The sequence below is a fragment of the Trichocoleus sp. Lan genome, from assembly GCF_039961855.1.
Classification (GTDB): domain Bacteria; phylum Cyanobacteriota; class Cyanobacteriia; order Cyanobacteriales; family FACHB-T130; genus FACHB-T130.
This window is the reverse complement of the sequence record NZ_JAMPKA010000007.1, coordinates 1-20868: the sequence shown is the minus strand read 5'-3', so window position 1 is coordinate 20868 and position 20868 is coordinate 1. Positions and strand designations below refer to the sequence as shown.

The 20868-nt window shown below is 46.2% G+C and carries 17 protein-coding genes; 14 read left to right on the top strand and 3 right to left on the bottom strand.

The genetic code is table 11. The annotated features are described in order from the left end of the window. Positions 1-434: 434 nt before the first annotated feature. From NDA03_RS08200 to NDA03_RS08190, 3 genes are read right to left on the bottom strand one after another with little or no spacing between them, the layout of a single operon-like run. The gene (locus NDA03_RS08200; RefSeq protein ID WP_190985789.1) at positions 435-1268 is read right to left on the bottom strand and encodes an ABC transporter ATP-binding protein; all 834 of its coding nucleotides are present in this window, start codon (positions 1266-1268) and stop codon (positions 435-437) included. 8 nt (positions 1269-1276) lie between these two features. Further along, positions 1277-2320 (bottom strand): iron ABC transporter permease, encoded by a 1044-nt coding sequence (locus NDA03_RS08195; protein ID WP_348237786.1) that lies wholly within the window; start codon positions 2318-2320, stop codon positions 1277-1279. Further along, entirely contained in the window at positions 2317-3348 is a 1032-nt protein-coding gene (locus NDA03_RS08190) for an iron ABC transporter permease (RefSeq protein ID WP_348237785.1), read from the bottom strand. Before NDA03_RS08190 ends, NDA03_RS08195 begins: the two co-directional genes overlap by 4 nt. 315 nt (positions 3349-3663) lie before the next feature. Here NDA03_RS08190 and NDA03_RS08185 point away from each other — a divergent pair, with 315 nt between their 5' ends. From NDA03_RS08185 to NDA03_RS08120, 14 genes are all read left to right on the top strand, one after another. Next, positions 3664-4068, top strand: a complete 405-nt coding sequence (locus NDA03_RS08185; protein WP_190531335.1) for a hypothetical protein — start codon at positions 3664-3666, stop codon at positions 4066-4068. A 6-nt stretch (positions 4069-4074) separates the two neighbouring features. Then, positions 4075-4500 (top strand): HNH endonuclease, encoded by a 426-nt coding sequence (locus NDA03_RS08180; RefSeq protein ID WP_190531333.1) that lies wholly within the window; start codon positions 4075-4077, stop codon positions 4498-4500. Between the two features lie 60 nt (positions 4501-4560). Then, positions 4561-5634, top strand: a complete 1074-nt coding sequence (dhaK, locus tag NDA03_RS08175) for a dihydroxyacetone kinase subunit DhaK (RefSeq protein ID WP_190677463.1) — start codon at positions 4561-4563, stop codon at positions 5632-5634. A 56-nt stretch (positions 5635-5690) separates the two neighbouring features. Beyond that, positions 5691-6326 (top strand): dihydroxyacetone kinase subunit DhaL, encoded by a 636-nt coding sequence (dhaL, locus tag NDA03_RS08170; protein WP_348237784.1) that lies wholly within the window; start codon positions 5691-5693, stop codon positions 6324-6326. Between the two features lie 15 nt (positions 6327-6341). Beyond that, a complete protein-coding gene (locus tag NDA03_RS08165) occupies positions 6342-7367 on the top strand; it encodes an LD-carboxypeptidase (protein ID WP_348237783.1) in 1026 nt (341 codons plus the stop codon). A 395-nt stretch (positions 7368-7762) separates the two neighbouring features. Continuing rightward, positions 7763-7903: a hypothetical protein gene (locus NDA03_RS08160; RefSeq protein ID WP_190415779.1), complete on the top strand. Its 141-nt coding sequence runs from the start codon at positions 7763-7765 to the stop codon at positions 7901-7903. A 200-nt stretch (positions 7904-8103) separates the two neighbouring features. Then, positions 8104-9630 (top strand): glycosyl hydrolase family 57, encoded by a 1527-nt coding sequence (locus tag NDA03_RS08155; protein ID WP_348237782.1) that lies wholly within the window; start codon positions 8104-8106, stop codon positions 9628-9630. Positions 9631-9962: 332 nt separating this feature from the next. Continuing rightward, positions 9963-10502 carry a retropepsin-like aspartic protease gene (locus NDA03_RS08150; protein ID WP_190415776.1) on the top strand — a complete coding sequence of 180 codons (540 nt, stop codon included), beginning with the start codon at positions 9963-9965 and terminating at the stop codon, positions 10500-10502. A gap of 9 nt (positions 10503-10511) precedes the next feature. Continuing rightward, positions 10512-10703, top strand: a complete 192-nt coding sequence (locus NDA03_RS08145) for a hypothetical protein (protein ID WP_348237781.1) — start codon at positions 10512-10514, stop codon at positions 10701-10703. An 83-nt stretch (positions 10704-10786) separates the two neighbouring features. Beyond that, positions 10787-13927 (top strand): HEAT repeat domain-containing protein, encoded by a 3141-nt coding sequence (locus NDA03_RS08140; protein WP_348237780.1) that lies wholly within the window; start codon positions 10787-10789, stop codon positions 13925-13927. Positions 13928-14111: 184 nt separating this feature from the next. Next, the gene (locus NDA03_RS08135) at positions 14112-15752 is read left to right on the top strand and encodes an SWIM zinc finger family protein (RefSeq protein ID WP_348237779.1); all 1641 of its coding nucleotides are present in this window, start codon (positions 14112-14114) and stop codon (positions 15750-15752) included. A 312-nt stretch (positions 15753-16064) separates the two neighbouring features. After that, the gene (locus NDA03_RS08130; RefSeq protein ID WP_190429718.1) at positions 16065-16589 is read left to right on the top strand and encodes a hypothetical protein; all 525 of its coding nucleotides are present in this window, start codon (positions 16065-16067) and stop codon (positions 16587-16589) included. A gap of 526 nt (positions 16590-17115) precedes the next feature. Then, positions 17116-18519, top strand: coding sequence for a reverse transcriptase family protein (locus NDA03_RS08125; protein ID WP_348237778.1), 1404 nt, complete (start codon positions 17116-17118; stop codon positions 18517-18519). Positions 18520-18746: 227 nt separating this feature from the next. Next, a complete protein-coding gene (locus NDA03_RS08120; protein WP_348237777.1) occupies positions 18747-20585 on the top strand; it encodes a VWA domain-containing protein in 1839 nt (612 codons plus the stop codon). The last annotated feature ends 283 nt before the right edge of the window (positions 20586-20868 follow it).

Below are 20868 nucleotides of genomic sequence, written 5' to 3'. Positions count from 1 at the left end.
ACTTATCAAGAGAACGCAAACGCTTTTTAATAAAACACCACCCTGAAAGAAAATTTAACATTACGTTCTTGACAAATTGATAATTTAAAAAACAAAAAAATACGGCTTCAAATTTTATTTTTGTATTAACAAGTGTGAATAGAAGGGAGCAGAAGTTGCTTCACTTCTATTCAACCAAGTCCGCCTGCGCGGGTTCAATTCAGCCTGGGTCGGCAGGCTTTGTTTGTGTAGCCCCATTCCAGCTTGTGGGAGATTTGCTGTGGGCGATTTGCAAATACTTGATGAAAAATTTTATCATCATTTTCCTAACGAATAGTTGAAAATTATTCTCGTTAACTGCAAAAGTTTAATGTGTTGTGGCGCAGTTGCACGCGGAAGTGAAAGCGCGATAGCTTCGCTTGCGCCAAGGGCGATCGCGACTTGTTTCTACGCCCTCAGTTTCCAGTGAAGCGATCGCCCTTTAAGGCAGCCTCTTGGCTTATCTTCAGCTTCCGCCCCAGCGGAATACACATCGGTGTTCCGGCTACGGGATCTTCCACGATGCGACAACCCAGCCCAAATACTTCGCGCACCATTTCTTCGGTCATCACCTGCATCGGGGTTCCGTGGGCATAAACGCAACCTTCTTTTACCGCTACTAGGTAATCTGCATAGCGACAAGCTTGGTTTAAATCGTGCAACACCATTACCAGCGTTCGTCCTTGCGTCTGGTTCAACTCCAAAAGCAAATCCAACACCTCAATTTGGTGCGCCAAGTCTAAGAAAGTTGTGGGTTCATCTAAAAGTAAAATCTCTGTATCCTGAGCCAGCGCCATTGCAATCCAAGCACGTTGTCGCTGTCCACCGGAAAGCGTATCGAGCGATCGCTCTGCCAATTCGGTCATCCCAGTCGTTGCCAAGGCTAACGCGACCAACCGCTCATCTTCTTTTGACCACTGCTGCAACCAGTTCTGATAAGGATAACGCCCCAGCGCTACTAAATCTCGCACAGTTAACCCTTCCGGTGCCACTGGCCCTTGGGGAAGAATTCCCAGTTGCTTGGCGACCTCTTTCGTGGATAACTTGAACAAATCAGCCGCATCCAGATAAACCGTCCCGTTCCGTGGCTTGAGCAATCTCGCCAAACCCCTCAGCAGTGTAGACTTACCGCAACCGTTGGCACCCACTAAAGCGGTGATTTTCCCTTCGGGAATTGCCAAATCAAGATTTTTGATAATTGGCACACCTTCATAAGCCAAGGTGAGCCTGCGGGTGGAGAGTCGGTTCATCTTTGGGTTCATCGTTTGCGGTTTTGCACCAACAGATAGATAAAATAAGGAGCGCCAATCACGGCTGTAATGACACCACAGGGAAGTTCAGTCGGAGCAAATAGCGATCGCCCTAGCAAATCCGCAACCACTACAATCATTGCCCCAATCGTTGCCGAGACAGGAATTAACCCCTCATGAGTTGAACCCACCAATTGACGGGCGATGTGCGGTGCCATTAACCCAACAAAGCTAATCGTACCAGCCGTAGCCACTGCCGCACCCGTCAACGCGGTAGCGATCGCAAGTAACCAGCCGCGTTCCCATTCCACCGAACTACCCAGCCCTTTGGCAACATCATCGCCCAAATTTAAAGCATTCAGCTGTCGCGCTTTCCCCAAAGCCAAGGGCACCAACACCGCGAACCAAGGTGCAACAGACCATACCTCCTCCCAACTGCGACCGTAGACACTCCCCGCCAACCACACCAACGCCTGACTCACACTATTAATCTCACCGAATGTCACCATCAAGCTAGTCAAAGCGCCAATCACGGCGGCAATCCCGACACCAATCAAAATCAGGCGAACCGGAGAACTCCCCTTATCCCATGCCAAAAAGTAAATCAGGAAAGCGACTGCCAAGGCACCCCCAAAGGCAGACACCGGCAAGATTGCAATCGGGACGCTGGGAAACAAAACAATCAGACTAACCGCCGACAGACTCGCACCCGCGTTAATCCCGATGATGCCTGGGTCGGCTAGGGGATTGCGGGTAATGCCTTGCAAGATCGTACCGGAAACCGCCAATGCCACTCCCACAAGAGCCGCGACTAAGGTTCTCGGCAGTCGCAGTGTATTGATAATGAAGGGATAGTCAGCGTTTCCGGTTTCCAGTCCGAGTAGGGTTTTGATGACAGAAATGATGGGAATTGGATATTCCCCGTAAGAAACACTGACAACCATCGCCGCCAGAGTAACGAACAGCAGGATACTCAGAATCGTCGGGATACGCCGATCGATCCGGAAGGATACCGGAAGCGCCTTAGAACGAACGACCAACCAGTTGTTCATTTTTTCACCTTGAAGCGGGCAAGATAAACGAACAAGGGCGCACCCACGAAAGCAGTCATGACTCCGACTGGAAGTTCTTGCGGCTTAATCAACAATCTGGCACCGATATCCGCTGTTAACAGTAAAATGGCTCCAAAAACCGCCGAATAGGGCATAATCCAGCGGTAATCGACGCCAACCAGCAAGCGGACAACGTGGGGGACAACTAAACCGATAAATCCAATCGGGCCAGCGGCAGCAACGGCACTGCCTGCCAGTAAGATGACACTGAAAGCAGCGGCAATTTTTACCCATGCGGTTCGTTGACCTAAGCCTTTAGCGACATCTTCACCGAGATTCAAGGTGGTGATTTGTTTACCTAAAGCGAAGGCTAATATCAGTCCGAGGGTGATATAGGGCAGCACTTGCCAGACAATCGTGAAGTCACGCCCCGCAATCGATCCAGCCATCCAAAAGCGGATTTCATCAAGGGTGCGTTGGCTGAAAATCAGGATGCCGGTTGTTACTGAAGACAGGAAGGTGCTAATCGCTGCACCAGCGATGGTGAGGTTGAGTGGGGTGAGTCCACCACGACCCAAGGAACCGAGGAAATAGACAGCGATCGCAGCGGCACCGGCACCCAGAAAGGCATACCAAGCATAAAAACTCGGATCGGTTGTTCCGAAAGCAAATACGGCGATGACCACTGCCATTGCGGCACCGGCGTTGATTCCCAGGATTCCGGGGTCAGCTAAGGGGTTGCGGGTGATGCCTTGCATAATCGCACCCGCGATCGCCATTGCGGCACCAACCAGGATAGCGATGAGCGATCGCGGTAGCCGGATTGTCCGAATAATCAGGTGATCCGCAGACCCATCAAATGCTGTCAACGCTGCATAAATAGTGCTTGCGGAAATGTCGGCTGCACCATAGCCAATACTGACGACCAGGCAAATAAGGAGAATCAGGAGGCTCAGAATTAAGCCGACAAGAAGAGAGGGTCGTGGCTGTATAAATCCTAAAACTTCCCCGATTAACCGATTTTTCACTATTTTCTGGATTGGTGCCAACTCTATCGATGCCTTCTGCCTTGTGTTTGTTTATTGCTATTGCAACCCTAAATATGCTGGCGTAACGTCAAGCGCCTCGGAACGATGAGAAATCGCCGCTTTGGTGCGCTCAACCAGGAAACTAGAAATTACTTTAGACTTATTGCGATTATTTATCAATATCTTTGCGAAAATTATCCTTGAATTGCCAGTTATACAAGGATTCCAGATTTCAACAACGGCAAACCCCACAGTTGCCTGGTGAGTTAAAGTTGCAGTCTGGCATAACATTGAGAAAACATCACCAGGCTGGATATGGCAGTTGAAACTGTTACACTTCAAATTCCAGAAATACTCTATCAGCGTTTAGTTAATACTGCTAATGCAACGCAGCGCCCTGTTGAAGAAGTCATGCTTCATGCCTTACAAATAGGTAGCCCCCCGGAATGGGATGATGTGCCAGAGGAGTTTCAGGCTGACATTGCTGCCTTGGATAAACTTGATGACAAGATGCTATGGCAGATTGTTAATAGCCGCAAAACAGCAGTAGAGATGGAACGATATAATACCCTGCTTGAGGGCAATTCTAGCGGTACGCTGATAGAGGGAGAACGCTTAGAACTAATGGCGCTGCGGCACGAGGCTGACCTTTTCATGTTAAAAAAAGCTCACGCAGCAGTATTACTCCGATGGCGGGGACATCGCGTGCCAACCCCTTAAGATATCGTGTCTGCATACATACCGGAAAGTTTACGAAATCAAATCGCGGATAGCGATCGCGGGCGTTGTTGCTATTGCTTAACCAGTGAAGCCAATAGTGGAATTCCCATGACGCACGATCATATTCAGCCTGTCTCTAAAGGTGGAGAGACAAGCTTTGAGAACATTTGTTTAGCTTGCCGTTCATGCAATGAATTTAAGGGTGACTCAACCGAGGCGATAGATCCTTTGACGGGCGAAACTGTGACTTTTTTCAACCCACGCACGCAAATATGGTCTGACCATTTTGCCTGGAGTCCTGACAGCACAAGGGTTGAAGGTCTTACAGTGATTGGTCGGGCTACAATTGTTCGTCTGCGAATGAATAACCCAGTTATCATTGCCGCTAGGAGGCGTTGGGCAGTCAGTGGTTGGCATCCTCCGACTGACTAATCTTGAACAAAAGCTAATTTAATTAACTTAAAAATTAATTCCCAGCGAAATTAAGACGATATGAAAAAACTCATCAACAACTCCGATAATGTAGTGCGCGAAAGCCTGGAAGGAATGGCAGCAGCGCATCCCGATTTAATTAAAGTCCACTTTGACCCCCACTTTATCTATCGCGTCGAGGCACCCATTCCTGGCAAAGTCGCCCTCATCTCCGGGGGGGGTAGCGGACACGAACCGATGCATGGCGGTTTTGTCGGTTTGGGGATGCTGGATGCTGCTTGTCCGGGTGAAGTCTTCACTTCTCCTACTCCTGACCAGATGCTAGAAGCTGCCAAAATGGTTACGGGGGGTGCGGGTGTCCTCAATATCGTCAAGAATTACAGCGGCGATGTGATGAACTTCGAGATGGCAGCAGAACTGGCGCACTCAGAGGGCATTTCGGTACTCAATATCTTGATCGATGATGATATCGCGGTCAAAGATAGCCTTTATACTCAAGGGCGTCGGGGTGTCGGCGCGACGGTACTCGCTGAAAAAATCTGCGGTGCTGCTGCCCAACAAGGTTACGATCTCACGCAGGTTGCCAACCTCTGTCGCCAAGTTAATCTCAACGGGCGTAGCATGGGTATGGCGCTGACTTCTTGTACCGTCCCCGCGAAAGGTAGCCCGACTTTTAGTTTGGGGGATGATGAAATAGAATCCGGCATCGGCATTCACGGAGAACCGGGACGACAGCGAATGTCCTTGAAGTCAGCCGATGAAATTACCGAGATGCTAGCGGTTTCTATCATCGAAGACAGAGATTACACCCGCACAGTGCGCGAGTGGGATGCAGATAAGGGAGAATGGGTGGAACAGGAACTCATTGACCCTGCGTTTGAAAGTGGCGATCGCGTTCTTGCCTTTGTTAACAGTATGGGCGGCACTCCCCTTTCTGAGTTGTACATTGTCTATCGAAAATTAGCAGAAATCTGCGAAAAGAAAAAACTTCAAATTGTTCGTAATTTGATTGGCCCTTACATCACCTCTTTGGATATGCAAGGATGTTCCATCACTCTACTGAAGTTAGATGATGAGATGATTCAACTTTGGGATGCACCCGTGAAGACACCAGCTTTAAGGTGGGGAATATAAAAGAGTTTAGAGTTGTAGAGACGCAACAAATCGCGTCTGAGTTTAGAGTTTTGAATATGGTCAGTAAAGAACAAATCCTGCAATGGTTGCAAGCCGTAGCAGTAGTTTTAGAACAAAATAAGGATTATCTAACCGAACTAGACGCGGCAATTGGAGATGCTGACCACGGCATCAATATGAACCGGGGTTTTCAAAAAGTGGCGACTCAGCTACCCAGTGTGGCAGATAAGGATATTGGCAACATCCTCAAAACTGTCAGCATGACGCTCATTTCCAGTGTCGGGGGTGCCAGCGGGCCGTTGTATGGCACGATGTTCCTACGAGCTAGTACGGCAGTCGCAGGCAAGTCAGAACTGACCGATGAGGAGATGGTGACGCTTTTCCAAGCGTTTGTGGAAGGTATTGTGCAACGGGGTAAGGCGAATTTGGGTGATAAGACCATGCTGGATTCTCTATCACCTGCTGCGGATACTTTTGAGCAAGCTGTCGTGGCTGGTGCAAGCACCCTAGAAGCTTTACAACAAGCCGTAGCTGCGGCTGAGGAAGGGATGAAACAGACGATTCCCTTGGTAGCGAAGAAAGGCAGGGCGAGTTATTTAGGCGATCGCAGTGTCGGTCATCAAGATCCGGGTGCCACGTCTACTTATCTGATTCTCAAGACGCTGTGGGAAACTGTCAATAGCCAGTCGTGATTTGTTAATCGTCATTTGTCATTCATTATTAATCGCCGCCAGTTTCTTAAAACCGTTGCGCTTTCCGCGATCGCAACTGAGTTCCCGCAGATTGCGATCGCAAATCCATTTTTAAAAACCGCCTCAAAACCACCCCGCCTCAAAGTCGGCGATACGGTGGGATTAATTAATCCAGCGAGTCCCATTGACGCGAAAGACATTGCACAGGTACAGCAAACCCTGGCAAGTTTGGGGTTAAAGGTTAAATTAGGGAAGCATCTTCTCGACCGTTATGGTTATTTGGCAGGAAGCGATCGCGATCGCGCATCTGATGTAAACGCCATGTTTGCCGATGCTTCTGTCAAAGCGATTGTTGCTGTGCGTGGCGGTTGGGGTTGCAATCGGATTTTGCCACTCTTGAATTATCCTCTGATCCAAGCTTCTCCCAAGATTCTCCTTGGTTACAGCGATATTACTTCGTTGCTATTAGCAATTTATGCCAAAAGTGGCGTTGTCACTTTTCATGGCCCTGTCGGCACATCCACTTGGAATCCGTTTACCGTAGATTATGTTAAACGCATTCTCTTTAATGGGGAAGCCATCACAATGCAAAATCCCCCGAATGCTAGCTTTAAAGCAGAAATAATTACGCCTGGAAAGGCTAGGGGAAAATTAGTCGGGGGCAATTTATCAGTGCTGGCGGCAATGGTGGGGTCATCTTATCTGCCAGATTGGAGACAAAGTATCTTATTTGTAGAAGAAATTGGAGAGGAAGCTTACCGGATAGACCGGATGCTGACTCAGCTAAAACTCGCCGGTATTCTAGAGCAAATTTCTGGTTTTATTTTTGGGCAATGTACCGATTGCCAACCCAAAGATAATCAACCTTCCCTAACTTTATCGCAAGTCTTGAGAGAACACATTCAACCTTTAGGAATTCCAGCTTGGTATGGTTCGCAGATTGGTCATATTAAAGATAAATTTACTTTGCCAGTTGGCGTGCCAGTAGAAATTGATGCCAATCAGAATACAATTCGGATGTTAGAGTCATCTGTTCAATGAGTCGGGTTAGGTTGCGCTTATCCGGCTTGCATCTTAAATAGGCTATAGCAATCCTAATTCATTCATAAAATATTGGAACTCTCTTCTTCCTCTTTCTGCGCGCTCTTTGCATCTTCGCGGTTCCTAAAAAAAATACAACTGCAAGACGACTGCTATAATCGCTCTATTCCGCCTGAATGGGGTTGAATTTATAAATTTAACCTATCGTTTTACTTAGAGTAATTTTGTTGATACAAGATGTCGGTTAAAACTGAGTAAAAGCTTTAACATTAAATTCATTGAAACGAAAAACGGGTAATAAGACTTTTAACCCCTTAGCGGGATGCGGATTTAAAAATTATTAGTAATAATAGAGAATAAAGCCCCCAATAACACTTTTACTTAGTAGGTAAATTATGGCAAGTGCAGATGACCGCAAGAAGCGAATTATGGAACATTTATCCCGGAGTTCGGGGGATTTTATCAAGCCATCTCCTAGAAACTCAGAGGAACGCAAGCAGCGAATTTCCGATCATGTTCGCCGAACCAAAGGTTAAAGCAATCTGAAAGCGATCGCTTTCAGCATCGACTCCCTTACCGCGCCTTATCTTAGTGCGATTTTTGGATAGGTTTTGGTACTGTAAATGGTTGAAAAAATTCCTTTTTGACTATTTAGAGTACCAAAGACAATATAATTATTTGACTAATCCTTTATATAATAATTAAATAAATTCATCTAATATTAGAGCAATCTGTAATGGTTTCCTCATCTCCTAAAACGACGCTTCCCGTTTTATCCGAAGTAATTGATGGATTGCCTAACATTTCCGGATGGGAAAAAGAAGTTAGTGCTGTCGTAAACCAGGATAACCCTGTATTTTTACCTACTACGAATATTCGGTTAGAAGATGTAACGGCTGGATTTGCGATCGCGCTCCATATGCACCAGCCTACCATCCCCGCTGGGGCGAATGGCGAACTCCAGAGCAACCTGCAATATATGTTTGAGCATCCCTACGAAGGAGACAACCATAATGCAGGGCCATTTGCCTATTGTTATAGCCGTATGGCAGATTTTATTCCCGAATTGGTTGCGAATGGTTGCAATCCCCGCGTCATGCTAGATTTCTCCGGGAATCTATTCTGGGGACTGCGACAAATGGGACGAGGAGACATCTTAGAAAATCTCAAGCGCATCACCTGTAACCCCACTTACCAGCCTTATGTAGAATGGCTGGGAACAATGTGGAGTCATGCGGTTGTTCCTTCTACCCCGATTCCCGATATCAAATTACATATTCAAGCATGGCAACATCATTTTGCAGCCATTTTTGGATGGGATGCACTGGCGCGAGTGAAAGGATTTTCTCCTCCAGAAATGCACCTCCCCAACCACCCAGATACGCTGTATGAATTTGTAAAAGCCCTGAAAGAATGTGGATACCGTTGGTTAATGGTTCAAGAGCATTCTGTTGAAACCCTAACTGGTCAATCTTTGCCCTATAAGCATTTGCCTCACCGCTTGGTGGCGCGAAATTCTAATGGCGAAACGATTAGTATTACGGCACTGATTAAGACTCAAGGTTCCGATACAAAATTAGTGGCGCAAATGCAGCCTTACTACGAAGCTAAAACCCTATCTCGGCAGCAGTTAGGAAATGTTTCGGTACCGCCCATTGTTACCCAGATTGGAGATGGTGAAAATGGCGGCGTGATGATGAATGAATTTCCTAGCGCTTTCAACCAAGCCTGGTATCAAATGGCAAATGAAGGCGGAGGAAAAACAGGCGTTGTCGGAATGACAGGTACAGAATACTTGGAACTCATAGAAGCCGCAGGTTGCACGCCTGAAGATTATCCAACTTGTCAAGCAATTGGTCAACATCAAATTTGGGAGCGAGTAACCGCCGAAAATTGTACTCCAGAAGCGGTTGCCAATGCGATTGCAGAATTGAAGCAGATTAATCCAAACTTTCACATGGATGGAGCTTCTTGGACAAATCACCTGAGTTGGGTGAATGGATATGAAAATGTCTTGACTCCAATGAATAAACTCAGTGCTTTATTTCACGATAAAATCGACCGATTGCTCCAAGGGGAAGCAGAATCAAGCCAGAGTTCTGCTGGGGAATCTGTTACCCAACAATCTAGCTATCGAGAGGCACTGATGAATAATCTTTTGCTTCAAACAAGCTGTTTTCGTTACTGGGGACAAGGAGCTTGGACTGACTATGCTCGTGAAATATATCGACGCGGTGAAACACTTCTTCAGAATACTTTCTAAGGCGCGAGGTTGTCTAAAACGAGAGGTTGTACTGGCTGGTGCCAAGGTTGAGAGATTCTTGAACCCGCTTCAAAAGCTTACGGTGTACATACAAGTCGGCAGACCTCTCCTCAGACCCCTCTGCGAGGCGGAGTTACAGAATCAATCCTCTAGCGATTAGGAGAGACGCGATTCATCGCGTCTCTCCTAGAAAGACCCACGCAGGCGATCGCCCTCGACAAAAGCACTTGCCATAAGCCAGAGTTGTAACACCATTCAGCAGCCATCAGAAATTAACGAATTGAGCAATAATCAATCTGCTGGGCGCTCAATTAATGAGACAGGAAAGCAAGATGAAACGATTTTTAACCGTGGTAGTTTCTCTAACTGGGCTGGTTTCCTACGCAGCCGTGGCGGGGGTGCCAGAGGCGGCTAAGGCTCAGGACGCGGCTTGCTTCATGGTAGCACCGGGGGGCAGAACGATAGATTTGGGGAGTCTCTGCGGCACCGATGAGGCGAACAAACGCGTCTTTCAAGCTAGGATCAAACGCCGCGCCGGTGGCACACCCGTCATTGATGTAACCTTTAATGGCGGGCAGACTTTTGAGATGATTGTAGACACCGGGGCTAGCGGTACGATGATTACCCGCCGGATGGCATCAGCATTGCGAGTGGTGCCGGTGAAGACTGTTAAGGCAGATACGGCGAGTGCAGTGGGAGTCGAGTTTCCCGTCGGCTATGTGCAATCGATTGCCGTGGATGGTGCTGTCGCTAACAAAGTGCTAGTTGCGATCGCTGGCCCAGAACAAGATATGGGATTGTTAGGACACGACTTCTTTGGCAATTACGATGTCACGATTAAACGCGATGTCGTCGAGTTCCACCGTCGCTAATGTTGTGTGGTGAGGCTATGCGGTGAGGCTGAATTTGGGGGAGAATCGCTCTTTGGGCACTTCTTTCGGCACGTTGATAATCGCGATCGCTTCAGCGATTTTCCCACCCTGCGCCTACGCACCCGCCTAATTTCTGCATACTTCCAACTTGAGTTGGGTTTTGTATTCGAGTCAACCGAGAACCGCGATAAACAGCGTTGATGAGTTCTCCAAAGAAGGCGATCGCTTCTGGCAATTATCTAGTACATTTATACTATTTACACACCAAGCCTTGAGACACTCGTATGGAACTCATCCAACGGACTACGCTTCTCTACCAAGCCGGGAGTTCAGATAAAGTCTACGAAGTCGATCTCTGCAAGACAGGTGAAAACCGCTACCTCGTTAACTTCCGATACGGACGACGCGGTACAACTCTCAAGGAAGGGACAAAGACGGTTCAGGCTGTACCTTTAGCCCAAGCGCAGCGAGTGTTCGATAAGCTGGTTGACTCCCAAATTCAGAAGGGCTATCGGGATGTCACCGCTGGGGCAGTTAGCGAGCCAGCTGCACCCGCACCAGTCCAAACTGCAAGTAATGTACCAATCACCAGCGACCCACGCCACCAAGCCATCCTCAACCGTTTGGCGAACCGGGACAATCGGAAATGGCCTCTGGAACGGGCAATTTGGCGGGCTGGCGAACTTAAAATTAGAGAAGCTACGCCGTTGTTAATTCAACTCATTAGAACTGGCGAAGCTTTGAGAGATTATTGCATCGCTTGGGCTTTGGGTTGGTGTGGGGATGAGAGTGCCATTCCCTTTGTCAGGGAACTTTCCCAGCATAAATCTGTTGCTGAATTCGTCCGCCGCATCGCCTGGGAAGCACTATTTAAATTATCAGATGAACAGACACAAGGGCAGATGCGTTCTGAGAAGATAGAACAACTGCCGTTAGAGTTGCGCGATTTAGCCCGAAATGGAACAGCAGAAACATTTGCAACTACACTTCGCGATTATTTAAATAGCAGCGATTACAGGCATTTTTCCGTTCTCGATACTATTTATCAAATTGATAACCAATACGTGCGTCCAGCACTACTCGATATTTTATGCGAAACCCCTTTTAAATCTAACTACTTCCAGCGAATTCGCCATATTTTTAAGATAGCTGAGTATCGCCATGATGCAGAAGTTTTCGGAATCCTTGCTTATGCCTTTGAGAAAGAACCGGGGACGTTTAATAATCAGCAAACGGGTTGGCAATGGGACTCAGTGAAGCGCGAATATTATAGTAGCGGGAAACGTCACACTGAAGAACTTAAGAGTCCGCAGTCGAAAAAAGCTTACAGCCAACAAACTCGTGAATATCTGCGGCGGCGAGTTTGGCGTACTCTTAAAACTTTGGGTGAAGAAAGCGATTCTAACTATATCAATCTTGCAGTCAATATTCTCCTACAGTATTCGGATGATGACGCTCAACCAGCCAAGCAGTCAACTTTCAGGAGATGGAACGGACAACGCCGTTCCTATGAAAGCTTTACTAGAGGTTGGGATACTTATGCTGGCTACCTAATTTTTAATCATATTCTTTACGAAAACAGTCCCCGCTATGCCTCCCATCCTAAAGCATGGCGTTGTCAAGATGGTTACAAACCGGGAGATCCAGAACCGCAAGTAAGAGAAGAAGCTTTTTCCGAACTTTGGCAGCAAAACCCAGCAGCACTTGTACAGTTATTAATAGAAAGTGATTGCCGTCCCGTTCATCATTTTGCAGTTAAAGCGTTGCGCGTCTGCAAAGAATTTTGCGATCGCCTTGACACAGACACATTAATCAAATTCCTGAATAAACCTTACGAAATAACCGCCGAATTCGGCTTTTTACTGGCACGCGATCGCTACGACCCCGCCCAGCCCAACAGTACATTAGTCCTGGCTCTTGCTAATTGTGCATTCCCAGAAGCACGTACACAAGCCTATCGTTGGATCGAACAGCAACGAGAATTCTTTTTTGAATCCAGCGACTTTATCGCGGGTTTAGTGACCAGTCAACAAGCTGATACCCGTGCTTTTGCGCGAAGGTTACTAAGTTCATCAATTTTAACCGATACCACCGCCAGGGTACTCATCGGAAGAATTATTGCTGCTGTGTTGGCACTAGAACCTACGCAAACAGATAGTTCAAGAGAAATTAGTGAAACTTTGTTGCTCTGTTTTGCGCCGCAACTGCGTAATTTGGGGTTGGGTGTAATCCTCGATTTACTGAATCATCCGATGGCGGAAATTCAAGAATTAGGCGCAATAATTTTATTAAATCATGAAATTCGTGCAGTTGACTTGCCACCAGATTTAATTGAATTATTATTAGAATCGCCTTATGAAGCTGTGCGTGGCATTGGGGTGAGGATTTTTGGACAATTACCTGATGAGAGATTGTTAAGCGATCGCATCCTCATCGTCTCAATGGCAATTAACGCTGTCGCTGATATCCGCAATGCAATCCGTCCGGTGATTCGACGTTTGGCAACCAATCAACTCAATTTTAGCGCCGAGTTAGCGGCTGACTTGATTGATGTCTTAATTACGCCAGAACGACACGAAGGTGTTCACAAATATTTATTGGGTTTGTTGCGAGAAGATATCCCCGGATGGATGTCTAACATCAGCAAAGAACGTGCGATGCAGCTTCTTCGCGCTAAATCATTAGTCGCCCAGGAATTGGGGGGTTTGGTTTTGCAAGAAAATAGCGATCGCTTTCTCCCCGACTTCGAGACAAGTGAGATTGTCAAACTGGCAAATCACGAAATTTTATCAGTGCGTGAAGCAGCAAAAGAAATGTTTTTAAAAACCTTAAACCGCATCCGCGCCAACTCCCAAGAAATGTTATCAGCAGTGCGGCTACTAGAGTCAAAGTGGGATGATTCGCGAGAATTTGCATCTAGAGTTTTTAGCACAGATTTCACCAATGAAGATTGGACACCAGAAGTAATGGTTAGCGTCTGTGACAGCATTCGCGAAGATGTCCGTTCCTTTGGGCGCGATTTAGTAACTCGCAACTTTAAAGAAACCGATGGACAAGAATACCTACTCAAATTCAGCGAACATCCCTCAACGGATATGCAGACATTTGCTACTAACTATCTAGAAAATCATGCTGTAAATAATTATCAACGCTTGCGACAACTAACGCCATACTTTATCAGCGTTTTGTCCGGTGTCAATCGCGGAAGAGTTGCCAAACAAAGAATATTTGCTTTTCTAGATGCCGAAGCCCAAAAAAGCGAGGAATCTGCACAAATTGTCGCTGAAATTCTCACTCGACAATCTGTAACGATGGCAATTGGCGACAAAGCTACAGCAATTCAGATAATGCTGAAAATTCAAAAAGCTTATCCTCAGATATCCTTACCGATTCAGGTGAAAGCTGTTTCAGAAGTGAGAAGTTAGAGATTTACCGAACCGACAAGGTGCAGAAAAGATGGGAGATTCTTAACCAGCTTTACGCAAAACTTATATTCTCTGAGTGTTCCCTTTTTGTCCTTGTGTCTTTGTGGTTGATTAATCTTCTAACCACCAAGGCGCGAAGACACTCAAAAATCACCAACTCAAGCAAAAAAATAAGAGGTAAATTATGGAATTTAACTACAGCTACAACGGAAGTACAGAAGTTAGCGATCGCGGTTCCAATACCCAAATGTCTTTCTCTCCCGATACGAAGCGTGAACCCACTTACTTTATCGGAGAATTGCGTCAGAATGTCGCCTTTCGGGAGGCAATTAGCGCCTTACACGATGTTGTCGTCTCCGATATGCGGTTCAAACCCAAAGACAAAACGGCATATAAAGAATGGGCAGCAAAACAACAGGATCTAGACTGGCAACTCATCGCCGCACAACGCCAAGAAGTTGCGAATCAAATCAAGCCGTTGCAGGAGGAACTTAATCAATTAAGCCAGCATAGTTACCAGCGGCGGGAATCTTTCTACAAAGCACAACGCCGCTATTTTAATTACCTTTTTCAAAAAGACCGCGATGCTTGGTTTGTTCTCGATCCGGTGATTACAGTTCATCCAGATGAAGTATTTTTTGAATGTTTCAGCCAGGATGAATCAAGTTATGGTCGTCTCGGTGCCAGCTACGAGGTTTTTAAAAATATCAACGAGTTTGCCTGCGGTACGACTAATATTGATTACTCAGCGGCACTTTACGACGAGTTTCAAAAAATCCGCAGTTACAAAAATACCAAATTTGAAATAGATCCCTCTGGTTTTGAAGTTCAAACTACGCACGAAGAAACTTTTAAAGAAGTCAAAATCGATTTACCCGACAGTTGGGTAAGAGGTTTTTTGCAAGTTAGTTCTGCGATGTCTTTACCAGCAACGCGAGTTGATTTGCATCCGATGGATATTTACAATATGTGCTTTGTGCTGCGTCGCCACAAGGAAAAACAAGGGCCTCGCAGTATGCGCTACCATCTTAAACCTGGGGAACCCGTGCGGATAACGTTCGATCCGTGGGAAATTGAAGTGGTTTGTGCGCGATCGCTCTACACTGGATCGCAATCACAAGAAATCCGCGTTTGGGGACGCCGCCGCCTCCATATCCTCGAACGTCTCATCCCCGTCGCCAAAAAGTTTACCGTTCACCTACTCGGTACGGGTATGCCTTCCTTCTACATCGCTGACTTAGGCGATATGTCTTTTACCCTTGGTTTATCGGGATGGACGGCAAATGACTGGTCGCAATCTGGTAACTTTGATTTAATGGCACCCCGCGCCGATATCGACAAATGGACGCAGCAACAAATTTTCGAGGCGCTGAAGAAGAATTGGGTAGAAAGTCCCGACTCGCTTGCGGAACGTCTTGGTTTAAACCGTGCTGTAGTTCTCGGTGCATTAAATGCTTATACGCAAGCTGGACGTGCGATTTATGACTTAAATAAGCGAGTTTATCGAGTGCGGGAACTGACGCGAGAACCTTTGCCGATGGAACGCCTGCGCTTTGCCAACGAGCGAGAAGAGAAGGCAACCCGTTTCTTGGTTTACAATGCTGTGCAGGTGACTAATGTTACCAGCGATGCCACGAAAGCATTTACTCTGCAAGGTAATGTTTCAGACAAAGATAAAACCTTGAATCCCTCGTTGACAGTTGACGCAGATGAGCGTATAATATCCGCAGAATGTACTTGCAACTGGCATCAACAGAATAAACTGTACAAAGGCCCTTGCGAACACATTCTGGCGTTGCGAATGCAACACGCCCGTCAGTATTGACGAATCACGCGCACCTAATCAGTTGGTAAACAGCCTTGCAATCCGGACGATGGATCGTCGTCCTTGCGTTTAGCCTAGCGATGCACCACTAGCCTGCTCTTAACTGTGCGGTCATTCAGGGCTACCCCCTTTCCCGGTGGGACTTCCCTGAAGTGTAAGAAGGGGGTAGCCCTGAGACCGCTTGAGTTGAGCAATCTAGTCCTGAGATGTTTACGAAGGGGCAACCAACTGATAGCTGCGCGTAATTTTTTTATTTCAGCTTTTATTAGTGCAGACTTTACCTACACAATAACTACGCAAATCTAAACTTTAATGACATCTGCATCAGATAGAAATTACTTAAACGTTAAATACCTCAAGCTGGTAAACAATACTATTCGTAAAAGAAAAGAGTGGTCTTACGAGAAATGTCTGAGAAACCATGAGTTCGAGTTGCATTGGGCAGTGAACGAAAGCAGTAAGCAAGGTAAGAGCCAGGAAGAAATTAAGAGGATGCTGGCGGGTAAGGAAAGAGATGCCAAAAAAGCCAGTAAGGGTGATCGCATAGTCTTGTGTCAAAATCATTTCTCTCATGGTCATCGCGTAACCCATGTGGTTGAAATAGTAAATCATCCTGATGAAGCTGAGTGCCAAAATGGTATATGGACACGTCGAGTTCAGGTAGTGTGGGTGGTTCCAAGACCTTTGGAGGAGTGGAATGACAAAGCACCGTGGACAAAAGAGGTAATCGGCGAAAAATTTTCATTCAAGGGTGGCAACTTAGTCAGCATTAATGCACCAACTATTGACCTTAACTTAGATATGCTGAGGACTCATTTGGTAGGTGGGCGTGACTAGAAAATTAGACACTACATATAGCGGTTTGTTGCGATGCCTGCCTATATCTAGTGCTTTTACCAAAATCTTGGTACAATAATCCGATCGCGCGCCTTAGCTCAATTGGTAAACAGCCTTGCAATCCGGACGATGGATCGTCGTCCTTGCGTTTAGTTTAGACACGCATCACTAGACTGCTCTTTACTAAGCGGAGCCACCCCGGAGTATTACGATTTGGTTTCCGTGAAATTACTAGCCTACCCAGAGCATTACGGGTGAGTTTCACCAACTAATGACTCCACTGGTTAGGGCTGGCTCCGCTGAGTAGAGCAATCTAGTCCTGAGGGGTTTACGAAGGGGCAACCAACTGATAGCGGCGCGTGATTTTTCTTACAAGTAATGATTTCTCTGATTCCTAGTCAAATGCTGGGAATGCTTTTTTAGAAGCTTCAGCCTCCATTCCTTCTAGGTTTCAGGGATTATTGCCCGATTGCCATTAAGTACAGATGTACTATAATTGCGGAAACGCATCGCTACTTCTACAAATATGTCAGATCAGCCTCGTACCCGTCAGGAACTCTACGATCGCATCCGACAAACGGGCAAAGAGGAATTTATCCTCGAAGAGATGATACGTTATGGGTTCTGGCCTGCACAAGGCGAGATACCCCAAGATCCAGCCGATGACATTCGGCGGATGGGGGAGATCCGGCGAGAACTGGAGCAACTGCGGCAGGAAAGTTCGCGCCTTCACAACGAAAAGCAACTTCGCAAGCAGCTACTCAAACAACGCCTCGCCGAGTCGCGGCGCAAGCGACAGGAAACGAAGGAACGGCGGGAACGGGAACGGCAAGAACGAGCGGAAGAGTGGCGGCAAAGAAAAGAGCGAGAAATCCTTTATCTCGGTGAAGATGTCTCAGGTGGACTTAACTATACTGAGTGCGATGAGGAAAGGTTGCGAAGTTATGGATTACCTTTGTGCGGTACACCCTACGAAATTGCCGCTGCAATGGGAATTACTGTGGGACAATTGCGCTTTCTCGCTTTTTCCCGCAAGACTTCGACAATTTCTCACTATATCCGCTTCAAGATTCCTAAAAAAACGGGTGGAGAAAGGCTAATTTCCGCACCGATGCCACGCTTGAAGCAGGCACAGCATTGGATTTTGGGCAATATTTTGGAAAAGCTGGAACTGCACGATGCAGCTCATGGTTTTAGACGCGATCGCTCTATCGTCAGCAATGCTCAACCTCACGTAAAACGTGATGTAATTATCAATTTTGACCTGAAAGATTTCTTTCCCTCAATTTCCTATCAGCGCGTGAAAGGTCTTTTCCGGTCATTTGGTTATTCCGAAGCTGCGGCAACAATTTTCGGGTTGCTGTGTACGCAACCGGATATCGAGGAGGTTGAATTAGACGGCAAAACTTATTATGTAGCACTCACAGAACGACATTTACCCCAAGGTTCACCAGCTTCTCCAGCAATTACTAATCTAATGTGTCGCCGCTTAGATCGGCGGCTTACCAGTATGGCTGAACAATTGGGTTTTGTTTATACTCGCTACGCTGACGATTTAACTTTTTCTGCTTCCGGTGAGAGTCTTCGCAATATCTGCAACATTCTCAAACGCACCCAGTCAATCGTGACTCACGAAGGGTTTACGATTAATGAGCAGAAGACTAGGATATTGCGGAAAAATCGACAGCAAGAAGTTACTGGAGTTGTGGTGAATGATTATCCTAATATTTCTAAAAAAGAGCTAAAACGTTTTCGTGCTACTTTATTTCAAATTGAGAAAGATGGTTTAGAAGGTAAGCATTGGGGAAATTCTGATAATGTGATGGCTTCAATTCAGGGTTATGCCAATTTTGTCGCTATGGTTAACCCGCGAAAGGGTGTTGAGTTTCAAGAGCAAATTCGTCGAATTCGGGATAAATACAGACGCTAATCCTGAAAAAAAATTATCACGGCTAAGCGATATATCTATAGGGGCATGGCATTGCCATGCCCCTACAAATTTTGATTTTGTTGGAAGTTGAAAAATAGGCAATTTTCCCCATAAAAAATCCGAAATTCCCATCTCTACTCTTGTAGTTTATCTAAGTCACAACTCACCAAAACGGCATTCTCGACTCGACGCTAGAAACTGCACAAAATATCTAGAGGACGCTACAGATGAAAGCAACTTACTCCCTGAGTCAATCGCTTATTGCAGCCGCTACCCCGTCCACTGTAGACTTGATTGTTAGTTTCCAGGCTGAAGAAGAAACGCGCAACAAAGTACCGCGTCTTCCGCTTAATTTGAGTGTAGTAATTGATAGATCGGGTTCGATGGCGGGAGCGCCACTTAAGAATGCTATTCAAGCTGCACAAAGGCTAGTGGAATATTTGACACCGGAGGATTTTCTTTCAGTCGTAATTTATGACGATACGCCGGAAACAATTCTTCCGCACCAACAAGTTCAGGATAAAGCTGCCATTCGTTCGCTAATTGGTAAGGTGAAAGCTGGTGGGTGTACCAACTTGAGTGGCGGTTGGTTAATGGGATGCGACAATGTAAAATTTCAGCAGTCCACAGAACGCATCAATCGCGTTTTATTATTAACAGATGGACAGGCGAATGTTGGCATTACTGATTCTCAAGTATTAATTAACACTGCAAGACAACAAGCCGAACAAGGAATAATTACTACAACTTTAGGGTTTGGAACTTATTTTAATGAAGATTTGCTCATCGGTATGGCAAATGCTGCCGGGGGAAACTTCTATTTCATCCAATCACCTGACGATGCTACTGATGTATTCAGAATTGAACTAGAAAGCCTCACGTCTGTTGTCGCGCAAAATCTGATGGTGACGCTGCAACCATCAGATTCTGTAAAAATTACCGGGATTCTCAACAATTATCGATCCAATCCGATTGGCAACAATTTAGAAGTTTTCTGCGGCGATGTTTATGAGGTAGAAAATAAGCAGCTAGCCGTAGAATTGTCAATCCCTCCGCAAACAAATATTGGGGTGACAAATATTGTCACCATTGCTTATAAATATCAAGCAGTTGTCGATGGCAGCATTCAACAATTCACTGACGAAATCCCGATTAGTATAACGGTTGCTGATGCTGAATCAGCCAGTAACGTGCAGCCAGATGCAGCAGTTGTGGAGCAAGCAAGTAAGCTGAGGATTGGTAAGGTAAAAGATGAAGCGATCGCACTCGCTGACAAAGGAGATTATACCGCCGCATCCCAGAAACTTCGCAAGACAATTGAGGATTTAAAGCTGAAAGCATTGCATGAATCCTTTGAAGTTGCTGAAGAGATGGAACAACTGGATTATTATGCACAACGCCTGGAGAGCAAAAAGTTTGATAGTGTCAGTCGCAAGGAGATGCGAGATCAATCTTACCAGGCTCTTACACGCGATCGCGGCGATTTAAAATTGCGCGGACTTGCTGCGAGTGCCAACAGCTTACAAGCTGTTTCCAGCGTGGATGCGGGAGTTGTGGTGAAATGCGATCGCATTAGTGGTAAATTGCGGATTCACGTCATTTCTGACGGTTACAATCCTGATTTCAATGTGCAATTCCCCCGCAATATTCGGGAAGAAGGTGTCACCTACATCGTTGATGAAATCAATCTATCTGCTGACGGTAGTTTTTATCGCGTCTCTGGTAACATTCGCCGCTTAGTGCAACCCGGACAAGAACGCGCCGCATCATCTCAAAATGGTACATATTCTTCCAGTCCAAAACGACAAAAGCTGAATGCACCTGCTTCTGCTGCTGATTTAGAAACAATTGATACTGTAGGTGATGGGGTTCTCGTCCAGTGCGTAAAAGAAGGCAGTAAATTGAGAGCGAGAGTCGTGTCGGATGGGTACGATCCTAACTACAACATCCGCTTTCCTCGCGACATTCGAGAAGAAAACGTTCTTTATGTTGTTGATGAAGTGGAAGAGGCAAAGAATGGGGGGTCTTATGTTGCTTATGGAAAGATTCGCAGGTTAGTTCAATAGGACTTTTTTAACGCAAAGGTACGCAAAGGATAGCGCAGAGGTACGCAAAGAGTGCCTATGTTCTTTGCACTATCCTTGATTTTTTTCACTCGTGTATCTGTTGAAGAGGTTATGTAGGTTGGCTTGAATGATAGTAAAAACCAACAAATATACTGGTAACTACTTAACGGGACTTAAACAGATTTCAAGCCCAAATAAAACCCAAAGCAGCTTTATAGGCTGAGAATACATCTCGATTAGCGTTCACCCACTCCATAAAACGGAAAGACATCGCTGTCCGAAA

What these genes read in the sequence shown, in the direction of transcription:
- NDA03_RS08200 (WP_190985789.1), bottom strand. Translation starts at nt 1,268, where the DNA reads ATGAACCGACTCTCCACCCGCAGGCTCACCTTGGCTTATGAAGGTGTG.
- NDA03_RS08195 (WP_348237786.1), bottom strand. Translation starts at nt 2,320, where the DNA reads ATGAACAACTGGTTGGTCGTTCGTTCTAAGGCGCTTCCGGTATCCTTC.
- NDA03_RS08185 (WP_190531335.1), top strand. Translation starts at nt 3,664, where the DNA reads ATGGCAGTTGAAACTGTTACACTTCAAATTCCAGAAATACTCTATCAG.
- dhaK (WP_190677463.1), top strand. Translation starts at nt 4,561, where the DNA reads ATGAAAAAACTCATCAACAACTCCGATAATGTAGTGCGCGAAAGCCTG.
- dhaL (WP_348237784.1), top strand. Translation starts at nt 5,691, where the DNA reads ATGGTCAGTAAAGAACAAATCCTGCAATGGTTGCAAGCCGTAGCAGTA.
- NDA03_RS08160 (WP_190415779.1), top strand. Translation starts at nt 7,763, where the DNA reads ATGGCAAGTGCAGATGACCGCAAGAAGCGAATTATGGAACATTTATCC.
- NDA03_RS08155 (WP_348237782.1), top strand. Translation starts at nt 8,104, where the DNA reads ATGGTTTCCTCATCTCCTAAAACGACGCTTCCCGTTTTATCCGAAGTA.
- NDA03_RS08150 (WP_190415776.1), top strand. Translation starts at nt 9,963, where the DNA reads ATGAAACGATTTTTAACCGTGGTAGTTTCTCTAACTGGGCTGGTTTCC.
- NDA03_RS08140 (WP_348237780.1), top strand. Translation starts at nt 10,787, where the DNA reads ATGGAACTCATCCAACGGACTACGCTTCTCTACCAAGCCGGGAGTTCA.
- NDA03_RS08135 (WP_348237779.1), top strand. Translation starts at nt 14,112, where the DNA reads ATGGAATTTAACTACAGCTACAACGGAAGTACAGAAGTTAGCGATCGC.
- NDA03_RS08130 (WP_190429718.1), top strand. Translation starts at nt 16,065, where the DNA reads ATGACATCTGCATCAGATAGAAATTACTTAAACGTTAAATACCTCAAG.
- NDA03_RS08125 (WP_348237778.1), top strand. Translation starts at nt 17,116, where the DNA reads ATGTCAGATCAGCCTCGTACCCGTCAGGAACTCTACGATCGCATCCGA.
- NDA03_RS08120 (WP_348237777.1), top strand. Translation starts at nt 18,747, where the DNA reads ATGAAAGCAACTTACTCCCTGAGTCAATCGCTTATTGCAGCCGCTACC.